The sequence below is a fragment of the Pseudomonas sp. BN414 genome (genome assembly GCF_029871275.1).
GTDB lineage: Bacteria > Pseudomonadota > Gammaproteobacteria > Pseudomonadales > Pseudomonadaceae > Metapseudomonas > Metapseudomonas resinovorans_C.
In genome coordinates this window covers 60167-79711 of sequence record NZ_SSOL01000054.1, presented here as the reverse complement: position 1 = coordinate 79711, position 19545 = coordinate 60167, and the positions used below count along the sequence as shown (strand labels likewise).

The 19545-nt window shown below is 64.5% G+C and carries 13 protein-coding genes; 1 reads left to right on the top strand and 12 read right to left on the bottom strand.

Going from position 1 to position 19545, the window contains the following annotated elements:
• Nucleotides 1-132: 132 nt before the first annotated feature.
• Nucleotides 133-6108, top strand: a complete 5976-nt coding sequence (locus E8E95_RS10900; RefSeq protein ID WP_280349912.1) for a hypothetical protein — start codon at nt 133-135, stop codon at nt 6106-6108.
• A 168-nt stretch (nt 6109-6276) separates the two neighbouring features.
• Here the strand turns inward: E8E95_RS10900 and E8E95_RS10895 are convergent, their stop codons facing one another.
• From E8E95_RS10895 to E8E95_RS10840, 12 genes are all read right to left on the bottom strand, one after another.
• The gene (locus tag E8E95_RS10895) at nt 6277-6993 is read right to left on the bottom strand and encodes a response regulator transcription factor (RefSeq protein WP_280349910.1); all 717 of its coding nucleotides are present in this window, start codon (nt 6991-6993) and stop codon (nt 6277-6279) included.
• A gap of 332 nt (nt 6994-7325) precedes the next feature.
• Entirely contained in the window at nt 7326-8156 is an 831-nt protein-coding gene (locus tag E8E95_RS10890; protein ID WP_280349908.1) for an oxidoreductase, read from the bottom strand.
• 193 nt (nt 8157-8349) lie between these two features.
• Nucleotides 8350-8727, bottom strand: coding sequence for a cytochrome c3 family protein (locus tag E8E95_RS10885; RefSeq protein WP_280349906.1), 378 nt, complete (start codon nt 8725-8727; stop codon nt 8350-8352).
• Nucleotides 8724-9434, bottom strand: a complete 711-nt coding sequence (locus tag E8E95_RS10880; protein WP_280349904.1) for a ferric reductase-like transmembrane domain-containing protein — start codon at nt 9432-9434, stop codon at nt 8724-8726. The genes E8E95_RS10885 and E8E95_RS10880 overlap by 4 nt, the downstream gene beginning before the upstream one ends.
• 146 nt (nt 9435-9580) lie before the next feature.
• On the bottom strand, nt 9581-10204 hold the full coding sequence (locus E8E95_RS10875) for a glutathione S-transferase C-terminal domain-containing protein (RefSeq protein ID WP_280349902.1): 624 nt from the start codon (nt 10202-10204) through the stop codon (nt 9581-9583).
• A 13-nt stretch (nt 10205-10217) separates the two neighbouring features.
• Nucleotides 10218-11102 carry a TauD/TfdA family dioxygenase gene (locus tag E8E95_RS10870; RefSeq protein WP_280349900.1) on the bottom strand — a complete coding sequence of 295 codons (885 nt, stop codon included), beginning with the start codon at nt 11100-11102 and terminating at the stop codon, nt 10218-10220.
• A 21-nt stretch (nt 11103-11123) separates the two neighbouring features.
• Entirely contained in the window at nt 11124-13478 is a 2355-nt protein-coding gene (locus tag E8E95_RS10865; RefSeq protein ID WP_280349897.1) for a TonB-dependent receptor, read from the bottom strand.
• 660 nt (nt 13479-14138) lie between these two features.
• Nucleotides 14139-15455: a methyl-accepting chemotaxis protein gene (locus E8E95_RS10860; RefSeq protein ID WP_280349895.1), complete on the bottom strand. Its 1317-nt coding sequence runs from the start codon at nt 15453-15455 to the stop codon at nt 14139-14141.
• Between the two features lie 246 nt (nt 15456-15701).
• Nucleotides 15702-15881 (bottom strand): hypothetical protein, encoded by a 180-nt coding sequence (locus E8E95_RS10855; protein ID WP_280349894.1) that lies wholly within the window; start codon nt 15879-15881, stop codon nt 15702-15704.
• Between the two features lie 80 nt (nt 15882-15961).
• Nucleotides 15962-16207 (bottom strand): DUF3203 family protein, encoded by a 246-nt coding sequence (locus E8E95_RS10850; RefSeq protein ID WP_280349891.1) that lies wholly within the window; start codon nt 16205-16207, stop codon nt 15962-15964.
• 307 nt (nt 16208-16514) lie between these two features.
• Complete coding sequence (locus tag E8E95_RS10845; protein WP_280349889.1) at nt 16515-17924, bottom strand: sigma-54 dependent transcriptional regulator; 1410 nt, start codon at nt 17922-17924, stop codon at nt 16515-16517.
• Entirely contained in the window at nt 17924-19381 is a 1458-nt protein-coding gene (locus E8E95_RS10840) for an ATP-binding protein (protein WP_280349887.1), read from the bottom strand. Before E8E95_RS10840 ends, E8E95_RS10845 begins: the two co-directional genes overlap by 1 nt.
• Nucleotides 19382-19545 lie beyond the last annotated feature (164 nt).

The following is a 19545-nucleotide window of genomic DNA, read 5'->3' as shown; positions in this document are numbered from 1 at the left end:
GTTGCCCCCCTCCTCTCCCCCCGAGTAGTCCGAAACTCCTAGGCCACCTGGGAGTATCGGTCGATGCGCCCACACCCGGCGCTTCCTCATAGTGATGGTCAGTAGTGAACAAGGGTCAACGGTCAGGCCTTGATGACCAACACTGCCGGGGAGAAAGCCATGACTATTACGACAACGGGCAGCCTCACAATCCTTGATGAGACGGCGGGTTTGCAGAACTTCACCGCTACGCCAAGCGAACCTGAAGACTCGAATGACACCGAAATTCTGTTGGCGGCCCTACCCTCGATCTTCTCCAACCGTTTGACCGCACTCCTGGCCGGCACCGCGACGAGTGCGGCCTTGAGTGGGTATACCGGTGCCGCGGGCAACACGGGCAGCAATGCGTTCACCATCAGCGCGGCGCCCGGCGCAAGCATTACCGATGTCAGCTTCGTCGACAGTTCTGGCGCAGCGCTCAATGGACTGGACAGTGGACTGGATACGCTCGATGGCACCAGCATCTTTCTCTATACCGATACGAGCAACAACAACATCCTGCTGGGCCGCGCCGGTGGCGCAACCGGCGCGATCGTGTTCGCTGCCTATATCGAAGAAACCGGATCACCAGTCTCGGGCGGCAAGATCTGGACAGTGGAGTACCAACCGCTCAAACACCCGGACACCACCAATCCCGACGATGCGCTCAATCTGGCGGACAAGGTTTTCATTGGTACCAGTGAGGACCTGGTGTTCAGCCTGGCCAATGCACCCTCCGGGCAAAACCTGTTCCTGATGTTCACGACGGCGACCCCCACCGTTGTCAATGGCAGGATCACGGACCCCACCATCATCGCCACCGGCAAGAACCCCGCCGACCAGTCAGCAGGCGCCAACATAACGACTGGCGACACGATCAATACCAGCCAGGCGGGAGGCCCGACCACCTTCGGCACCAACAATCAGATGATCACGGAACAGGAGGGCATCCGCTTTTCGTTCGTCACCGGCGCCAGGCAGAACGTGACCATTCCCAACCTGGATCAAAACGAAGCCGATCTCGAATCCAACATCGACTTTACCGCCGTCTTCAATGCGCGCGCGGCCAGCTTCGACGTCGTGCAATTGCAAAGCGGCAAGACCGCTCAGGTAAAAATCAGCGCATTCACCACGGCAACCGAATCTGGTGTGGATTTCATCAACGGCTATTCGAACGATACGTCGGTTGCAATCACCAATGTCCGGGTCATCAACATCAGCACCGGGCAAGTGATCGAGAACTCGAACGGCTCGGTGAATGATCCGGGCATTGCCATCACCTTTACGGCTGGTGTTGCAACGATCACCGGCGTCAAGGCCGGCTACAAGATCGAATACACCACAACGGCGGATCACAACCGCGTGCTCGTCGAGAACGGCGCGGCCCTCAACGCCAAGGGCACTAACCACGCCGATTTCGATATCGGTGGCTTCAAGCTGACCCACGTTTCTACTGCGACCGCCGAAATCGGCTCCAAGCTGGTCTTCGAGGACGACGGGCCGTCAGCGAACGGCACCGCCGTGGCCGGCACCGTCGACGAGGACGGCCTGGCCGGCGGCATCGCCGGAGGCACCGGTGACGTGGCTGGCGCGGCGACCGTGGCCAGCGGTAGCGTCACTGGCATCTTCCAGTCCGGTGCCGATGCGCCGTTGACCTATTCCCTGTCCAGCGACACCAGCGGCTTGCCGGCGCTGACTTCGGGCGGCGTGGCGGTGACCTACAGCGTCGTCGGCAACACCCTCACCGCCTCGGCCGGCGCGGTCGACGTGTTCACCTTCAGCCTGACCGCAGCGGGCGCCTACAGCTTTACGCTGCTGAAGCCTCTGGATCACGCGCCCGGCAACGATGAAAACGACATCACCCTCAATCTCGGTTCGCTGCTGCGGGCCACCGATGCCGACGGCGACAAGGTGACCGCGGCTGCCGAGAAACTGGTCATCACCGTTGACGACGACACCCCGACCGCGACCGGTGCCGCCGCAACCGGCACCGTCGACGAGGACGGCCTGGCCGGGGGTATCGCCGGTGGCACCGGTGATGTGGCAGGCGCGGCAACCACCGCCAGCGGCAGCGTCACCGGCATCTTCCAGTCCGGCGCCGATGCGCCGCTGAGCTACGCCCTGTCCGGCGACACTAGCGGCCTGCCGCAGACGCTGACCTCGGGCGGGGTGGCGGTGACCTACAGCGTCGTCGGCAACACGCTCACCGCTTCGGCCGGCGCGGTCGACGTGTTCACCTTCAGCCTCACCACAGCGGGCGCCTACAGCTTCACGCTGCTCAAGGCCCTGGATCACGCAGCCGGCAATGACGAGAACGACATCACTATCAACCTCGGCTCGCTGCTGCGGGCTACCGACGCCGACGGCGATACCGTGGCGGCCTCGGCCGAGAAGCTGGTCATCACCGTTGACGACGACACGCCGACCGCGACCGGCGCCGCCGCAAGCGGCACTGTCGACGAGGACGGCCTGACCGGAGGTATCGCCGGTGGCACCGGCGACGTTGCCGGCGCAGCAACCACCGCCAGCGGCAGCGTCACCGGCATCTTCCAGTCCGGCGCCGATGCGCCTCTGAGCTACGCCCTGTCCGGCGACACCAGCGGCCTTCCGCAAACGCTGACCTCGGGCGGGGTGGCGGTGACCTACAGCGTCGTCGGCAACACGCTCACCGCCTCAGCCGGCGCGGTCGACGTGTTCACCTTCAGCCTGACCACAGCGGGGGCCTACAGCTTCACGCTGCTCAAGGCCCTGGATCATGCGGCGGGCAATGACGAGAACGACATCACGCTCAACCTCGGCTCCCTGCTGCGGGCCACCGATGCTGACGGCGACACGGTGACGGCTGCTGCCGAGAAGCTGGTCATCACCGTCGACGACGACACCCCGACCGCCACCGGCGCCGCCGCAACCGGCACTGTCGACGAGGACGGCCTGGCGGGGGGGATTGCCGGTGGCACCGGCGACGTGGCCGGCGCAGCGACCACCGCCAGCGGCAGCGTCACCGGTATCTTCCAGTCCGGTGCCGATGCGCCGTTGAGCTATTCCCTGTCCGGCGACACCAGCGGCTTACCAGCGCTGACCTCAGGCGGCGTGGCGGTGACCTACAGCGTCGTCGGCAACACGCTCACCGCTTCGGCCGGCGCAGTCGACGTGTTTACCTTCAGTCTCACGGCGGCCGGGGCCTACAACTTCACGCTGCTCAAGGCCCTGGACCATGCCGCCGGCAATGACGAGAACGACATCACCCTCAACCTCGGTTCGCTGCTGCGGGCCACCGACGCCGACGGCGACACGGTGACGGCCGCACCCGAGAAGCTGGTCATCACCGTCGACGACGACACCCCGACCGCGACCGGCGCCGCCGCAAGCGGCACTGTCGACGAGGATGGCCTGGCCGGCGGCATCGCCGGTGGCATCGGTGACGTGGCTGGCGCGGCGACTGTGGCCAGTGGCAGCGTCACCGGTATCTTCCAGTCCGGCGCCGATGCGCCATTGAGCTACGCCCTGTCCGGCGACACCAGCGGCTTGCCGCAGTCGCTGACTTCGGGCGGCGTGGCGGTGACCTACAGCGTCGTCGGCAACCTGCTCACCGCCTCGGCCGGCGCAGTCGACGTGTTCACCTTCAGCCTCACCACAGCGGGGGCCTACAGCTTCACGTTGCTCAAGCCGCTGGATCATGCGGCCGGTAACGATGAAAACGACATCACCCTCAATCTCGGTTCGCTGCTGCGGGCTACCGACGCCGACGGCGACACGGTGACGGCTGCTGCCGAGAAGCTGGTCATCACCGTTGACGACGACACCCCGACCGCCACCGGCGCCGCCGCAAGCGGCACTGTCGACGAGGACGGCCTGGCCGGTGGGATCGCCGGTGGCACCGGGGACGTAGCTGGCGCGGCGACCGTGGCCAGTGGCAGCGTCACCGGCATCTTCCAGTCCGGTGCCGATGCGCCATTGAGCTATTCCCTGTCCGGCGACACCAGCGGCTTGCCGCAGACGCTGACTTCGGGCGGAGTGGCGGTGACCTACAGCGTCGTCGGCAACACGCTCACCGCTTCAGCCGGCGCAGTCGACGTGTTTACCTTCAGTCTTACGGCGGCCGGGGCCTACAGCTTCACGCTGCTCAAGGCCCTGGATCACGCAGCAGGCAACGACGAGAACGACATCACCCTCAACCTCGGTTCGCTGCTACGGGCCACCGACGCTGACGGCGACACCGTGACGGCCGCACCCGAGAAGCTGGTCATTACCGTTGACGACGACACCCCGACCGCCACCGGTGCCGCCGCAACCGGCACCGTCGACGAGGACGGCCTGGCCGGCGGGATCGCCGGAGGCACCGGCGACGTGGCCGGCGCGGCGACCGTGGCCAGTGGCAGCGTGACCGGTATCTTCCAGTCCGGCGCCGATGCGCCACTGAGCTACTCCCTGTCCAGCAATACCAGCGGCCTTCCGCAGACGCTGACTTCGGGCGGCGTGGCGGTGACCTACAATGTCGTCGGCAACCTGCTCACCGCTTCGGCCGGCGCGGTCGCCGTGTTCACCTTCAGCCTGACCGCAGCGGGCGCCTACAGCTTCACGCTGCTCAAGGCCCTGGACCATGCGGCGGGCAATGACGAGAACGACATCACCCTCAACCTGGGCTCGCTGCTGCAGGCCACCGACGCTGACGGCGACACGGTGACGGCGGCCCCCGAGAAGCTGGTCATCACCGTCGACGACGACACGCCGACACTGGCATTCGGCAACCTGATGGGGACCGGTACCATCCTTCCCCAATACGGGAACTGGAGCATGGCGGCCGGAGCCGACGGGCTGGGTGCAGCGGGGTTGGATATCTCGCTGGTCAATGGTCAGTTCACCCTTGTCAGGCCGGACAACACGACCACCACCGGGAGCGGCACGCTCACCGAGCTATCGCCCTCACCGGATGCCAATGGCGCGTACCGCTTTGCAGGTAGCCTGACCGGTGATTTCGACAACAACGCGACAACGGCCAATACCACCATCGACTACACGTTGACTGCCTTCGCCAATGGCACCTATGCCTTGGATCTGGTGCAAGGCTTCAGTTCGACGATCGTCCTCAGCAGTGCCGACGGATCACTCGATGCGGGCGGTCCCGACCCTGTCCGCACGTTGCTGATTCCCAAGCAGGATCCGCCGACCATTCCTTCGCCATCCGAGGAGATTGTGTTCTTCGGCGTAAACGCGGGCACGACCGCAGCCCAGGTATTGAGCGCCATCGTGCAGGGAGCGCCCGACCTCACAGAAGCGCAGATAGAAGCTGGCGGGTTCTCGTTCCTCGGCACAGCGGACGTGAACGTCAGCACATCCGGCATCGGCGTCGGCAACAACAACCTGGATGGAAACGGGACGGCCGGCATCAATAGCGGCGACGAGAGTTTCGTCATCAATCCCGAGACCTTGCTGACGGCCATGAAGGTGTTCATCGACAACACGCTGCAGGGTTACAACCCGGCCACCGAAGAGCTGTATTACAGGATCTTCTTCGAGGACGGCACGAGTTCGGCCCAGACGAAGGTTCTTGCCGCTGACCTGGTCTCCGAGGCAGGAAACCAGAAGTCCTTCCTCGTCCAATGGGATGGCGCGAAGATGATCGACGCTGTTCAGCTCACGATGGGCCTGGGCGTGATCAAGGTGCCGGTGATCCAGTTCATCAAGCAGGTCGAGAGCATGGCCAACGATATCCAGTTGGCATTCAACGCAACGCTGACGGACAAGGATGGGGACACGGCGACAAGTACGCTCGACGCCAATCTGTTTGCGAACGACCCGAACGACCCGCTCTTCGACTACAGGATGGCTGGCACGATCGGTGAGCAGGATGCCTTCAACGTCGATCTGTCGGCCGCCGAGAACCTGTACCAGGTCAACGGCTTCGATGCGGGGCCGAGTCTGCGAGACAAGCTGGTGCTCATTGGCGATGCGGGCGCCGTGGTCCAATCGATCGATAACACCGGTGCAAACAGCATCGTGACGATCGACGAGTCAGGCGCACAAAACACGACCATCACCGTGGTCGGGGTCGACCTCCTGAACACCGACATCATGTTCGGCAGCGCCTGACACATCAGCGGTGTGAAAGGACGCGGGGGTGGCATGAAAACCACCCCCGTCTTTTCTGCAGATCCCCGCGCGAGCCCACCCGCCATCGCATGAGACCGCTAAAAGTGAACGACCTGACTCCCGCAAGGGAGCCAGGTCATTTTCATTGGGGAGGTCGGGTCGGAAGGATCAGTCCATTTCCACCCAGGTGGAATCCGGCGGCTCGCCGCCGCTGGTGAGACCGTGCTTCAACGCGTACATCAGCAGGTCGACGCGATTGATGAGGTTCAGCTTGTGATAGATGTTGCTGAGGTGGTTGTGCACCGTGTGCTCGCTGATACCCAACCGCGCGGCGATGCACATGTACTTGGCGGACGGGTCGCCCACGATGGCGCGAATCAGCTCTCGTTCGCGCAGGGTCAGCTGCGAGTACCTCGCGCGTTCCGGATCGCCATTCACGCGCACCTTCCCGGCTGCGGAATAGCCGGATAGTCCGCCGGCCCAGGCTCTGTCCAGCCCGATGTCGCGGTGGTGGACCTTGATGATGGCGCGGATGATCGACTCCGTCGGATCCTCCGCCAGCACGACGCCACGGGCGCCGGCTTCTATCGCCCGGGCAACGGGAACGGCCTCGTACAGTCCCTTGAGCAGCAGCACTTTCATGTCGTTGCTGCGGGTGAGTAAGGAAATGACGTCCAGCGGGTCCAGTGCATCCGGGAAGAAGCTGAAGAAGATGACATTCGGGCGCAGCTGATCGGCACAATCCAGCGCGTGGGCATAGCTACTGGCCTGGCCACACACTTCCATCCGTGGTTTTCTGGCATTGATCAAGTCGTGGAGACCCATCAGGACGAGGGGACGACAATCGATCAGCATCACGCGTATCGGTTGAGTGCGGGATTGCATTTACATTTTTCGCCCCCTGACAGGTGGACTCGTCGTGCGGGGTCGCGCGGACGGATGGCCTTTGTTGTATAGGGGGAATAAGGGGCAGATGGCCAGCAGCTTCAGACGTCGCGTTGAGTTGCCGGGATAAGCGGCAATCGGTCCTTCCACGCCGACGAACGGGCGTTTTTCCGTCAGTACTTGGCACGCGGGTGTGGCTTTCAGTTGGCGCCTCGACTCATACGTAGGGTGCGCCATGCGCACCGGCACCGCGACCCGCTGGCGACATAAACGAAGCCCCTGAAGACCGAACGATCTCCAGGGGCTTCGCCTTTTTTGCGGTTTGGCGGTTATCAGGCCTCGAGGTCAGTGGACAGCGACAGCTCCCTCCAGGCCGCCACTTCACCTTCCACCAGGCTGTGCTTGTCGGCGATTCGCTGCACCGCGTCGCTGCCCAGGGCGAGGCGCTGCGGCGGATTGGCGGCATTCACCAGTGTCAGGATGGCCCCGGCGAACTTGCTCGGGTCACCCGGCTGGGCATGGTTGGCACCCTCGGCGAAGCGGCGTATGGCGCCCACGGTTTCGTCGTAGTCCGCCAGTTCCAGGGCGGTTTTCACCAGGGATTGCTCATCGAGGAAGTCGGTGCGGAAGAAGCCCGGCTCCACCACCGTGACCTTCACGCCCAGCGGCGCCAGTTCCTGGTGCAGCGCTTCGCTGATGCCTTCCACAGCGAACTTGGTGGAACCGTAAACACCCCAGCCGTAGTAGGACTGGTAGCCGCCCAGGGAGGAGATGTTGATGACGTGACCGGAACGTTGGCGGCGCATGTGCGGCAACACGGCGCGGGTGACGTTGAGCAGGCCGAAGACGTTGGTGGCGTAGATGCGCTCCACTTCCTGCGCGCTGGTTTCCTCAACCGCACCGAGGATGCCGTAGCCGGCGTTGTTGAGCAGCACGTCGATGCGACCGAAGCGCTTGATGCCCTCTGCCACCGCCTCATGGGCCTCGCTTTCGCGGGTCACGTCCAGGCGCACGGCCAGCAGGTTGGGATGGTCGCCCAGGCGGGCAATAACGTCTTCCGGCTTGCGGGCGGTTGCGATTACCGCATCACCGGCCGCCAGGGCCTGTGCTGCGATGAGGGCGCCGAAACCACGGGAAGCTCCAGTAATCAACCAGGTACGCATAGCAACTCTCCTGTGTGGAACCCGCACCGCGCGGGCTTTCTGTTCGAGTTGTGTTCACTCTATGGCCGGAGAACTCTTGTGATAATCCCAATAAAATTGCATGAGCCTGTGAGCCTGATTCAGCAATTGAACATGTAGGAGCGAGCTTGCTCGCGAACATCCCGAGCACCCTCTTTCGCGAGCAAGCTCGCTCCTACGGCAACTCCGGCAAGGGAATCGCGAGAGCGTGACATTGCTGGCAAGCGCGCACCGGGCCGGCGGCGTGTATGGCCTGCACCCGTTCCAGGTGGCAGCCACGGCAGAGCTGGTGGAAATCCTCTTCGATACGCACCGCCAACGCGGGCGACTTCTTGTGGCAGAACAGGCAGGTGCGGTCGCCGGACGGTGGCGCCGGCGAGCGGTCTGCATAGTCGTGATGGCAGGTCAGGCAATTCACCTGGCCATGCACGCCGTGATCGAAGTTCAGCGGCAACAACGGGCGCTGCCGTACCAGTTCGGCATGCCCCTGGGCGAGGCCGTAGCCCAGCAGCGCCAGGAGCCCGAGGCTGGCCAGCAGGTAGAGCCATCTCATAGCGGCAGGTCACTGTTGGCCAGCAGGGCGAAGCCCCCGGCCAGGCACAAGGCGAATACCAACAGGCCGGCGCAGAGGCGGCTGGCGAAAACGGCTGTGTTGCGCCTCCTGCGCCCGTCGACGGGGGCCAGGGGCCTGCGCGGCAGCAGCGGCCAGAACAGCGCACAGACGGTGATTACGCCCCAGAACACAGCCTTCCAGCGCGTTGCGGTGTAGAACCCGGCGCCGATCACGTGCACTGCCAACAGCACCAGCAGCACGGTGCTGATCCCGTAGTGCCAGCGACGAAAACGCAGGTGATGACGCCACAGACGCTGGCGTATGGCGGGCAGGCTGATGGGCACCAGCACCAGCAGCAACAGGGCCGCGAGCGTGCCGGAGAGCATGGGCAAGGAAGCCGAGGGCAGCAGGTATTCCACCACCAGCGGTTCGTCCACCAGCAGCAGGCCGACGTGCAGAAGCAGCAAGAACAGCGCCGCGTATCCCAGGTCGCGGTGCAGGACCATGAAGAACTTGCCGTCGAAGTACGGCCGCGACATCGGCCGGCCGCTGTAGGCGAACAACAGCAGGAGGATCACCCCGCCGAGCAGGCCGGCGGCATTGGCGAAGTCCCAGAGGGGCGCGAGACCGGGCATGGCGTCGACCAGCAACACCAGCACGAAGGGCAGCGCATTGAGGATGGCCAGGCGCAATGTCAGCGCGACCATGCACTCCTCCTTGGGCATCCACCCGGCACAAGACGCTGAATTCAACCCGGAGGATTCTCTCAGCCACTGGCAGGCGTGGCCATCGCCTGCCTGCCAGTCTCGTTGCTGTGGATGCCAAGGTGCCCGGCACGCGCCGGGCAGGTGCGTTACTTGAGCAGCCCCTCGTCTCGCAGGGCTTGCTGCACGGCGGGCTGCTCCAGCCATTGCCGTTGCAGGCGGGCGACATTGGTCAGGCCATCGAAAGGTGCACCCAAACGCGTCAGCCAGGTGGCGAAGACGCCGAGGTAGATGTCCGCCAGGGTGAAGCGTTCACCCACCAGCCAGAGACGGCCTTCCAGATGCCGCTCGATGTGCTCGAACGCCTTCAGCAACTGCACCCGCGCCTGCTCTCGGATGCCGGGGTACGCGGCCTCGTCGGCGGAATAGCGCTCCGGGCGGTTCAGCGGGCGGAACGATGCGGTGTGAACCTCGGCCGCGAGGTAACCGAGCCAGCCCTGGATCTGCCCGCGCTCGGCACTGCCAGCCGGAGCGAACAGCGAAGTGCCGGGAACCTGGTCAGCCAGGAACGGCAGGATGGCGCTGTTCTCGGTCAGCACGGTGCCGCCATCCAGTTGCAGGGACGGCACGCGGCCCAGCGGGTTGATCGCGTGAATCGGCGAATCCGCGACACGCAGCGCGACCTTTTCGATCTGGAACGGCAACCCCAGTTCGCGCACGGCGATGTGGGAGGCCAGCGAACAGGCGCCGGGGGCAATGAACAATGTGGTCATGGTCGATCTCTCCTTAGAAGGGCCGGCTGCCGGCCAGGCTGATGCGTTTCAGGCGGCGCCGCTGGGTCGCCGGGAAGCCGTTGCGCGCATGCAGCGTAGCCTGGTTGTCCCAGTACACGATGTCGCCCACTTCCCAGCGGTGGGTGTAGGAGAAGCGCGGGTCCTTGAGGTGCTCGCGCAGACGGCCGATGAGTTCGATGCCCTTGTCCGGGGCGTAGCCGGGGATTTCCACTTCTGTGTGCACGCCGAGGTAGAGCAGGCGCCTGCCGCTCTCCGGATGGGTGCGCACAAGCGGGTGCTCGGTGCCCTGGATGGGCTCGATGTCCGGCGTGCGGTAGGTGATGCCGAGGTTGTAGCCGTCACGCAGCCGCACGAAGGGGTTGTAGTTGATCAGCTTGAGGCCATCGATCTCGCGGCGCGTATTTTCGTCCAGCGCGTTATAGGCCAGGGCCAGGTTGGTCCAGGTGGTTTCGCCGCCCTCCTCCGGCACCTCCAGCGCATAGAGCAGCGAGCCGGCCGAGGGAGTGGGTGTCCAGTGGTGGTCGCTGTGGGCCGGCAGGGCGATGTTGCTCAGCTCACCGTCCTCGGTGTTGGCCACCTTGACGATGTCGGGCGCCTTGCCGTCTGTGCCCGAAGACAGCACCAGGTAATCCGGATGGGGCTGGAACACCGAGCCGAACCAGGAGGTGAAGCGCAGGTATTGCGCGTCATCCAGTTCCTGGTCCTTGAAGATCAGGATGTGGTGGTCACGCAGGGCTTGTTTGAGGGCGAGGATCTGCGCCGCAGTCAGGTCGCGGCGGCCATCCAGGCCACGGATCTCGGCACCCAGGGGCGCAGCGAGGGGTTCGATGCGCAGCCCGTCGAGGGGCTGGCGCAGGGCGGTGACGACAGTGCTCATGGGGTTCTCCTTGGTCGCGGATCAGAAGTCGTAACGGAGGGACACGCCGGCGGTGCGCGGCTGGCCCACGGAAGCGGTATAGGCGCCGTTGCTGAAGGCGAAGGCGGTCAGGTAGTAGTCCTTGTCGAAGGCGTTGCGCACCCAGAGCGAGGTGTCCAGCAGGCCGTCGCCGAGGTCGGCACGGATGCCGGCGGCGAAGTTGGCCAGGCCGTAGCCGTCGATCTTGGAAAGCTCGGAGTTGTCCAGGGTGCCTTCGGCTTCGGAGCGGTAGGAGTAGCTGGCATTCACATAGGGGCGCAGGCCATTGCCGGTCTGCCAGGTGTATTCACCGTTGACGTTGCCGATCCAGCGGGAGGCGCCCACGACCCGTTCGCCGGTGAGGTCGCACTTGGCGGTGGGGGTCACGGTGTTGATCTCCCCAGGGCACGGGGCGTCCTTGAAGCTGAGGTAGGTGACGTCGTTGAACGAGCCGTTGGCGTTCAGGGTCAGGCCGCGCAGCGGTCGCCAGGTGGATTCGAACTCCACGCCACGGGAACGCACGCTGCCGGCGTTGGCCAGTACCGATACGGGTGTCAGCGACGAGGCAGTGGTGGTCAGGGTGGTGGCCTGGTAGCCGTGGATGCCGGTCCAGAAGATGTTCGCGTTGAACAGCAGGCGGCCGTCGTCGAGGGTGCTCTTGAAGCCCAGTTCGGCGTCGTTGGCGCGCTCGGGGCCGACGATCAGCGAGTCACTTCCCAGCCCCGCCACCGGCGCCACCAGGTTCACACCGCCGGACTTCTCACCGTGGGCCAGGCTGGCGTAACCGAGCAGTCCATCGCTGACCTTGTAGCTGAGGCTGAGCAGACCGGACGGCGCGGCGTTATGCAGGCCGAAGTCGCCAGTATCCAGCGCCCCCAGCTGCGCTTGCCGCGCGGCCGCCAGCGCTCCGGTCAGGGGCGCGCCGCCCTCGGGCGCGAAGCGGTGCAGGCGGGCCTGCTTCTCTTCGTAGGTGCCGCGCAGGCCGAAGGTGAAGTCCAGGCGATCGGTGATGTGCCAGTTGCCCTGGCCAAACAGGGCGAAGCTGTCGGTTTCGATCTTGCCGTTGGTCTGGGTGGATACGTTGTTGAGGAGATTGCGGTTCACCCCGGTGAGGTAGAGGTCGGCGAAGGGGCCGTATTGGGTGCGTGTGTTGTTGCCAAGGTTCTGGTTGAACAGGTAGGCGCCCAGCACATAGTCGAAGGCGCCGCCGGTGGGTGAGGCCAGGCGGAATTCCTGGGAGAACTGTCGGTCGTGGACTTCGACGCCGCTGTCGATGATCGCCGAGACATCGGTGAGGTCGGCATCGTTGTGCGGAACGAAGTGCCAGTAGCGGTAGCCGCTGATCGAGGTGACGGTGTAGCCGCTGTCCAGGTTCCAGTTGGCTTCGATTGACGAGCCGCCCTGCCAGACATTCACCGATTGAACGGAGTCGATGTTCACCTCGCGCTTCTTCACATCGAGCTGCGGGTTGGCACCGATCAGCGCGGCACGCTGGCGGAAGCGGTCCGACACGCCATACAGCGCCCACACGCCGTTGGTGGAGTCCTCCTGGTTGTAGTCGGTGATCCAGCGCAGGCTGAAATCTTCGTTTGGCTCGAACAGCAACTGGCCGCGCGCGCCCTCGCGCTCGCCGCCGACGAAGGTGCGGCTGTCATGCTGGTTGTCGATATAGCCGTCTTCGCGGGTGCGGTAGAACGACAGGCGCCCGGCGACGGATTCGGCCAGCGCCCCGGAAACCGAGCCTTTTCCCTGGAAGTAGCCGCGCTCGCCGCCGGACAGCTGCAGGCTGCGCTCCGGGGTGAAGGTGGGCTTGCGGGTGCTGATGTTGATCACCCCCGCGGTGGTGTTCTTGCCGAACAGCGTGCCCTGGGGGCCGCGCAGCAATTCCAGTTGCTCCACGTCGAGCAGGTCGAACACCGCCATGCCCGGACGGCCGAGATAAATGTTGTCCAGGTAAATGCCGGCGCTGCCTTCCAGGCCATCGCTCGCCGGGTTGTTGCCGATGCCACGCACCGCGACGCTGGACTGGCGCGCATGGATGTAGGCGACGTTGACGCTCGGCAGCACCTGCTGCAGGTCCTGCACCTTGTAGACCTTCTGCGCCTCGAGGTTGTCGCCGCTCAAGGTGGTGATGGGCGTCGGCACCTCTTGCACGTCTTCCTCGCGGCGTCGGGCGGTGACGGTGACCTTCTCCAGCGCCGTGTCCTCCTTGGCGGTGGGTTTGGCGGCGGACTCTTCAGCATGGGCCGGCGCCAGCAATCCGCCGAGGGCGAGCAGCAGGGTCAGGGCGTATTCGGGGGTGGTCAGGCGTTGCAGGGCCAGTGGCCTGGCGATGCGAGCGAGAGAGCGGTATGGCATGTGCGTGCTTCCTGTGCAAAGGCCCGGGCAAAAGCGGGCCGCATCGCGCAGTCGGCGCGACGTTGGAATGAGTCGAGGTGGTTCCGGGAGACCCGCGCCGTGGGCGCGGCAGGCGGTCAGCGACAGCGATGCCCGGTCATGGACGGGACAGGTGGTGCGGCGGATCTGTTCATGGTCTCCCCCGAAGGCTGCAAGGTCATATTCTTATTCCTTTAAAATATACTTATTTAATTTAAAAGGTCGTTACGGAATAAGAGCCTGCATTAAAAACCAGCCCAGGAGCGGGAACAAATGCCTTGTTCCTATATTTTCGATGCCGGGAGTGCATGGGGGATTTGGGAGGCCTGCGGCCTCCTTCGCGAATGAATTCGCTCCCACAGGGATGTGCCGAAGCGGGGGCCGTGCGTAGGGTGGATGACGTTCTTTTCATCCACCATCACGGCGCGCGGCCGGACGCCAAAGGTGGAAATGAAGAGCGATTTCCACCCTACGGGGCCGCTGCGCGCCCCTTGGCGAATGAATTCGCCCCTACAGGGACGCCCGCACGGACAGCCCCCTCTCCCTTCAGGGAGAGGGTTGGGGAGAGGGGCTTTTGTAGGTTGGGCAGAGCGCAGCGAAGCCCAACGAGGTCGGCCGCCGCTCCTACAGTCAGCCAGCCAATCAGCGCGAAAGGTGGCTGGAGAACTGGCCGATGGCGCTGACGACGCGTTGCGCGCCGTCCTGGATTTCGACGATGGCGTTACCCGCCTGACCGGACAGTTGCAGGCCCAGTTCGGCCTGCTCGCGACCACGGTCGATCATGGCGACGGCGCGTTCGGCCAGTTGTTGGTTCTGTTCCACCACCTTGGAGATTTCCACCGTCGCCGCACTGGTGCGCGAGGCCAGTTGGCGGACCTCGTCGGCCACCACCGCGAAGCCACGTCCCTGCTCGCCGGCACGGGCCGCTTCGATGGCCGCGTTGAGGGCCAGCAAGTTGGTCTGGTCGGCGATTCCGCTGATGCTCTTGACGATGGCACCGATGACCTGCGACTGCTGGTCCAGCGCCTCGATGCCCTGAACCGCCTCCTGCATACGGGTGGCGAGCTCGCGCATCACCTCCACCGTCTGCTGCACCACGGCGGCGCCGCGCTGGGCGCTGTCGTCGGTGCCCTTGGACGTCTCGAAGGCGATGCTGGCGGCCTCGGCCACCGCCGCCTCGCGGTTGACCTGCTCGGTGATCACGGTGGCGAACTTGACCACTTTGTAGAGACGGTCGTGGGCGTCGATGATCGGGTTGTAGGAAGCCTCCAGCCAGACGATGCGGCCATATTTGTCGATGCGTTTGAAGCGGTCGGCAATGTATTCGCCGCGACGCAGTTTGTCCCAGAAGGCCTGGTACTGCGGCGAGTTGTATTCCTCCGGCTCGCAGAACATGCGGTGATGCTTGCCGCGAATCTGTTCCAGGCTGTAGCCCATGCCGTCGAGGAAGCGGTCGTTGGCCGTCAGCACCTCGCCCTTGAGGTTGAACTCGATCACCGCCGTCGAACGCTGCAGGGCGTTGATCAGGTTCTCGTGCTCGCGGGAGGTCTCGATGGTGCGTGTGAGGTTGCTGGCGTAGAGGGAAAAGCGCTGCAACTGGCCGGTGCTGTCGCGCAGCGGTTGCAGGATGCAGCGCAGCCAGGCCTCTTCACCGTCGCCACGCAGCAAGCGCACCACTCCCGCCAGGTGCTCGCCACGGTCCAGCGCGGTTTTCACCTTCAGATGGAAGTCCAGGCCGCGAACGTGTTCGGGGATCATCTCCAGCAGGTTCTTGCCGAGCAATTGGTCGGCGCGGTAGAGCATCTCCTGTTCGAAGTTGCGGTTGACCGAATCGATGCGGCCACGCGCGTCGAGGTAGAGCGCCAGCATTTCTTCATCGAGGCTGTCGCGCACCTGCTGGATGGAAGACAGCTCTTCGCGCAGGCTGAGCAGTTCCTGTTTCAAACGGGAGTTGAACATGTCGGGGCTCGGGGGAGGTGATTACGCAGGGAGGTATTTCCTGCATCGGCTGCGCGGGCGGCTTCTTTAGGCTCTGGGTATCCCCTCGCGACCACCGGGAGGGTGATTGCGAAATGTGTCGGGAGGGAGGCGGCCTGGCTGGCCGGCAGAGGATCGCTGGCGCGCGATGAAGATGGGTGACATCCGTGTCTGATCGCATTCTGCCATTAGCTAATCAGGCGGCGCTACAGGTAAAAACAATTCTCGTTACCCATGACGGGAGTGACGGAAGGTTTCCGCGTCGTCGAGGGTGGTGTCGAAGAGCGGATCGTCCGGATCGCGCTCCAGGACCAGGTCGACATAATCCGGGTCGACCAGCCAGCGCGGAAAGTCCGCCAGGGCCTTGTTGTCACGTCTATGCGTGTCGGTATTGCGCTCGCTGCTCATGTGAACCCCTTCAAAACCAACGGCTCGTATTCATTGGAACGGCGTGCACGCCGTTTCGTTTCTGCCAGTCATCCGCTGCCTCAGTGCTCGCCCGGCCCGTCGCCACCGTCGACGAACAGGTGCTTGCGATCATCCTTGGCGCCGGCGCCAATCAGCATCTGCGCCTGGTCCTCGCTGATCACCGCATTGCCATCGACACAACGGATCACCGACGCGCGCAGGTCCTCATCGGTATTGACCACTATCTGGTGAATCGGCAGCTCGATCAGCCTGCCATTGAGTTCCAGGGTGCAGAGGTCACGGTCCAGGTCGATGCTGACAGTCATGTCGGTGTCCTCGGGAACGGGGCATATGCCGGTAGAAGCGCGAGGAGGCAGCGAAGTTCAGGGAATCTGATCGGAGGGCGGCGGGCCTGGGCGCTCGCGGCACCCCGGATGCGAAGGCGCCAGCCCCTTGCGGAGCTGGCGCCTGGAATAAGAAAGCGGGGCCGGTGTGAGGGCACCGAACCCCGGTGGACGATGCGGCGATGCGAGCAGGATCGCAGCCCGGCCACAAGGATCTCCTCCTCCCGTATTGGCGAGAGGGAGTGCTAGGGAACAGTGACGCCCGTGGGCGTCGGGGCCTGATGGCGGATCAGTGACGGCGATCCGGCCGGATCAGGCCCAGTTTTTCGATTCGGTAGCGCAGCATGTCCCGCGTCAGCCCCAGCAGGCGGGCGGACTTGGTGACGTTCCAGTCGGTCTTGTCGAGCATGCGGATGACCATTTCCCGCTCGGCCTCGGGCTCGGCGCCATGACCGTCGCCATTGCCGTTGCCATGGGTGCGGTAGTGGGCCGTTGTGTCCTCCACCAGGCTCGGGCAGATATGCAATTGCGCGGCGGTGATCAGGTTCGCCTGGGCCAGCAGCACGGTCTGCTCCAGCATGTTGCGCAGCTCGCGCACGTTGCCCGGCCAGCTGTAGCTCTGCAGCACATGTTCGGCCTCGGCGGAGAACTGCAGGCCGGGCTTGCCGTAGCGCTTGCCGTGCTGCTTGAGGAAATGCCGGGCCAGCAGCAGGACGTCCCCCTCGCGCACATACAGCCGCGGCACGCGAACGGAGATGATGCGCAGGCGGAAGAACAGGTCGCGGCGGAACTTGCCCTGCTGGACCATCTGTTCGAGGTTGCAGTTGGTGGCGCTGATGATGCGCAGGTTGACCTTGCGTTCCTTCACCGAACCGATGCGGCGGATGGTGCGGTCTTCCAGCAGCTTGAGCAGCTTGGCCTGGAGCACCAGGTCCATCTCGCCGACTTCGTCGAGAAACAGGGTGCCGCCATCGGCCGCTTCCACCAGGCCCAGGCGACGGTCCTTGGCATCGGTGAAGGCGCCCTTCTCATGGCCGAACAGCTCGGCCTCCAGCAGGTGCGCGGGAATCGAGGCGCAGTTGAACTCGACGAAGGGGCCACGGCTGCGCGCGCCGTCGAAATGCAGGGCGCGGGCGATCAGTTCCTTGCCGGTCCCGGTCTCGCCTTCGATCAGCACCGCAGGCAGCTCGGCGTCGGCCATGCGGCTCTCGGCATCCAGCAGCTGGCGCACCATGGATTTGACTTCCATCATCGCCGGCGACTCGCCGATCAGCGCCGCCAGCCCGGCATCCTGCGCCGCGCGGCTCTGGTAGAAGTCCAGCTTGTGCTCCAGGCGCTGGGCGTCCAGGGCCTTGTCCAGCAGCAGCTTGAGCTCGGCCAACGCCACCGGCTTGGTCAGGTAGTGGAAGGCGCCGGCTTTCATCGCCTGTACGGCGTCTTCGATGTTGCCGTAGCCGGTCATCATGATCGGTTTTATCTGCGGCGCGCGGTTGCACACCTCGCGGATCAGTTCATGGCCGCTCATGCCCGGCAGCGAGTTGTCGGTGAGCAGCACATCGGGCACCTGATCCCGCAGCAGCTCCAGCGCCTCTTCGGCCGAATGGCACACCAGGGCCTCGAAGTTCTTGCGCTCCAGGTAGGTCTGGATGTTGCCGGCCAGCAGCTCGTCGTCTTCGACTATCAGTACGCTGTGTTCCATTACATGCGCCCCCCAGCGACCTTGAAGTTCAGGCAGATGCGGGTGCCTTCGCGCTCGCGGCTGGTCAGGCTGACCTTGCCGCCGAAGCGCTCCATGATCCGCTTGACCATCACCAGGCCCACGCCCAGGCCGCCCTGCTTGGTCGTGTAGTAGGGCTTGAAGGCCATGGTTTCCTGCTTGCGCGTCATGCCCTGGCCGGTATCGGTGATGGCCAGCAGCAGGCGCTTGCCGGTGCTGTCGGGCTTGACCTCGATACGCAACAGGCCGCCGTTGGGCATGGCTTCGATGGCGTTGGCGAACAGGCTGTTGAGCACCTGCGCCAGCAGCACCTTGTGGCTGACCACCGCCGGCGCCGCTTCGGCATGGAACTCCACCCGCACGCCGGAATGACGGATCTGCTGGTCGAAGCCGTGCAACGCCTCGCTGATTACCGCCACCGGTTCCACCGCTTCGGAGTCACCGGACAGCGGCCGCGCCGAGATCAGCAGTTCGCGCACCCACTTCGACATGCGGTCCACCTGGCTGATGATGTCCGCGACGTTCTTGCGCACCGGCGGGTCCACCAGTTCCTGTGCCAACTCGGCGCTGGAGCGGATCGCCGCCAGCGGATTGCGCAGGCTGTGAGCCACGGCGGAAGACATCTCGCCCAGGGCGACGAAGGTTTCGTTGGCGATCAGTTGGCTCTGTTGCTGGGCCAGCAGGCCCGAGGCGCGGCGCACGATCCAGAACAGGCCGAAGTAGATCAGCCCGCCGCCGATGGCGGTGGCCAGCCAGATCAGCACGAAGCCACGCTGGATGCGCTGCACCAGGTCGCGGGGCTCCTTGTAGATTTCCACCACCGAGGCCACGTTGCCCTGGTCGTCCAGCAGCGGGATGTAGTTCTCGATGAACAAAGTGCGCGGGGCACGCAGGAACTTCTGTTCGGCGCGTCCACCCGAGACCTCGTCATAACTGGCGGCGACCTGCGCGGGCGAGGAGAAGGCTTCTTCCAGTTCGTCGTGTCCGCTCATGTCCTTGCCCACCAGCGCCGGGTTGGTGGACCAGACGATCACCCGGTCGGCGCCGTAGATATTGGCCAGCAGGGCATCGGGCAGCATGGAGATGTGATCGAGGAATTCGCTGCGGGCCCGCTTCCGCGCTTCCAGCATGTGCTGCGGATGGTGCCCGTCCTGGCGGGCGTCCAGCAGCTCGCCCATGGTCATGCTCGACGGCAAGGCCACATGGCGGATTTCGGCCGAGGCAATCGACTGGATGAACTGCGAGCTGAGCATCGCGTCGCGCTCGATGCTCTCGGTGACCACGAAGCGCGTCGAGATGATGCCCAGGCCGATGGCCACACTGGCGATGACCACCAGGCTGACCAGCGAGAACCAGCGCAGCAGGTTGAATTGCGGTGGAGGCGTATCGCCGGTCTTGCCGATCGCATACCTATCCCAGATCACCGACAGAGCGCTCATGGAAGCCTTCCTATGCGTTGCGTGATGGGTTCGGCCCGTCGTGCCAACCGGGCGGCCTTGGACGCTTGTACCGGTGCATAAACCAGGCCGGTTTTACCCATCGCGGCTGAAAGCCCCGCCCCATGCGGTTTCCCCAGGTTTTACCCAGCCATTCCCCGGCTTTT

What these genes read in the sequence shown, in the direction of transcription:
- E8E95_RS10845 (WP_280349889.1), bottom strand. Translation starts at nt 17,924, where the DNA reads ATGGAACACAGCGTACTGATAGTCGAAGACGACGAGCTGCTGGCCGGC.
- E8E95_RS10885 (WP_280349906.1), bottom strand. Translation starts at nt 8,727, where the DNA reads ATGAGATGGCTCTACCTGCTGGCCAGCCTCGGGCTCCTGGCGCTGCTG.
- E8E95_RS10880 (WP_280349904.1), bottom strand. Translation starts at nt 9,434, where the DNA reads ATGGTCGCGCTGACATTGCGCCTGGCCATCCTCAATGCGCTGCCCTTC.
- E8E95_RS10890 (WP_280349908.1), bottom strand. Translation starts at nt 8,156, where the DNA reads ATGCGTACCTGGTTGATTACTGGAGCTTCCCGTGGTTTCGGCGCCCTC.
- E8E95_RS10900 (WP_280349912.1), top strand. Translation starts at nt 133, where the DNA reads ATGACCAACACTGCCGGGGAGAAAGCCATGACTATTACGACAACGGGC.
- E8E95_RS10865 (WP_280349897.1), bottom strand. Translation starts at nt 13,478, where the DNA reads ATGCCATACCGCTCTCTCGCTCGCATCGCCAGGCCACTGGCCCTGCAA.
- E8E95_RS10850 (WP_280349891.1), bottom strand. Translation starts at nt 16,207, where the DNA reads ATGACTGTCAGCATCGACCTGGACCGTGACCTCTGCACCCTGGAACTC.
- E8E95_RS10855 (WP_280349894.1), bottom strand. Translation starts at nt 15,881, where the DNA reads ATGAGCAGCGAGCGCAATACCGACACGCATAGACGTGACAACAAGGCC.
- E8E95_RS10875 (WP_280349902.1), bottom strand. Translation starts at nt 10,204, where the DNA reads ATGACCACATTGTTCATTGCCCCCGGCGCCTGTTCGCTGGCCTCCCAC.
- E8E95_RS10860 (WP_280349895.1), bottom strand. Translation starts at nt 15,455, where the DNA reads ATGTTCAACTCCCGTTTGAAACAGGAACTGCTCAGCCTGCGCGAAGAG.
- E8E95_RS10895 (WP_280349910.1), bottom strand. Translation starts at nt 6,993, where the DNA reads ATGCAATCCCGCACTCAACCGATACGCGTGATGCTGATCGATTGTCGT.
- E8E95_RS10870 (WP_280349900.1), bottom strand. Translation starts at nt 11,102, where the DNA reads ATGAGCACTGTCGTCACCGCCCTGCGCCAGCCCCTCGACGGGCTGCGC.
- E8E95_RS10840 (WP_280349887.1), bottom strand. Translation starts at nt 19,381, where the DNA reads ATGAGCGCTCTGTCGGTGATCTGGGATAGGTATGCGATCGGCAAGACC.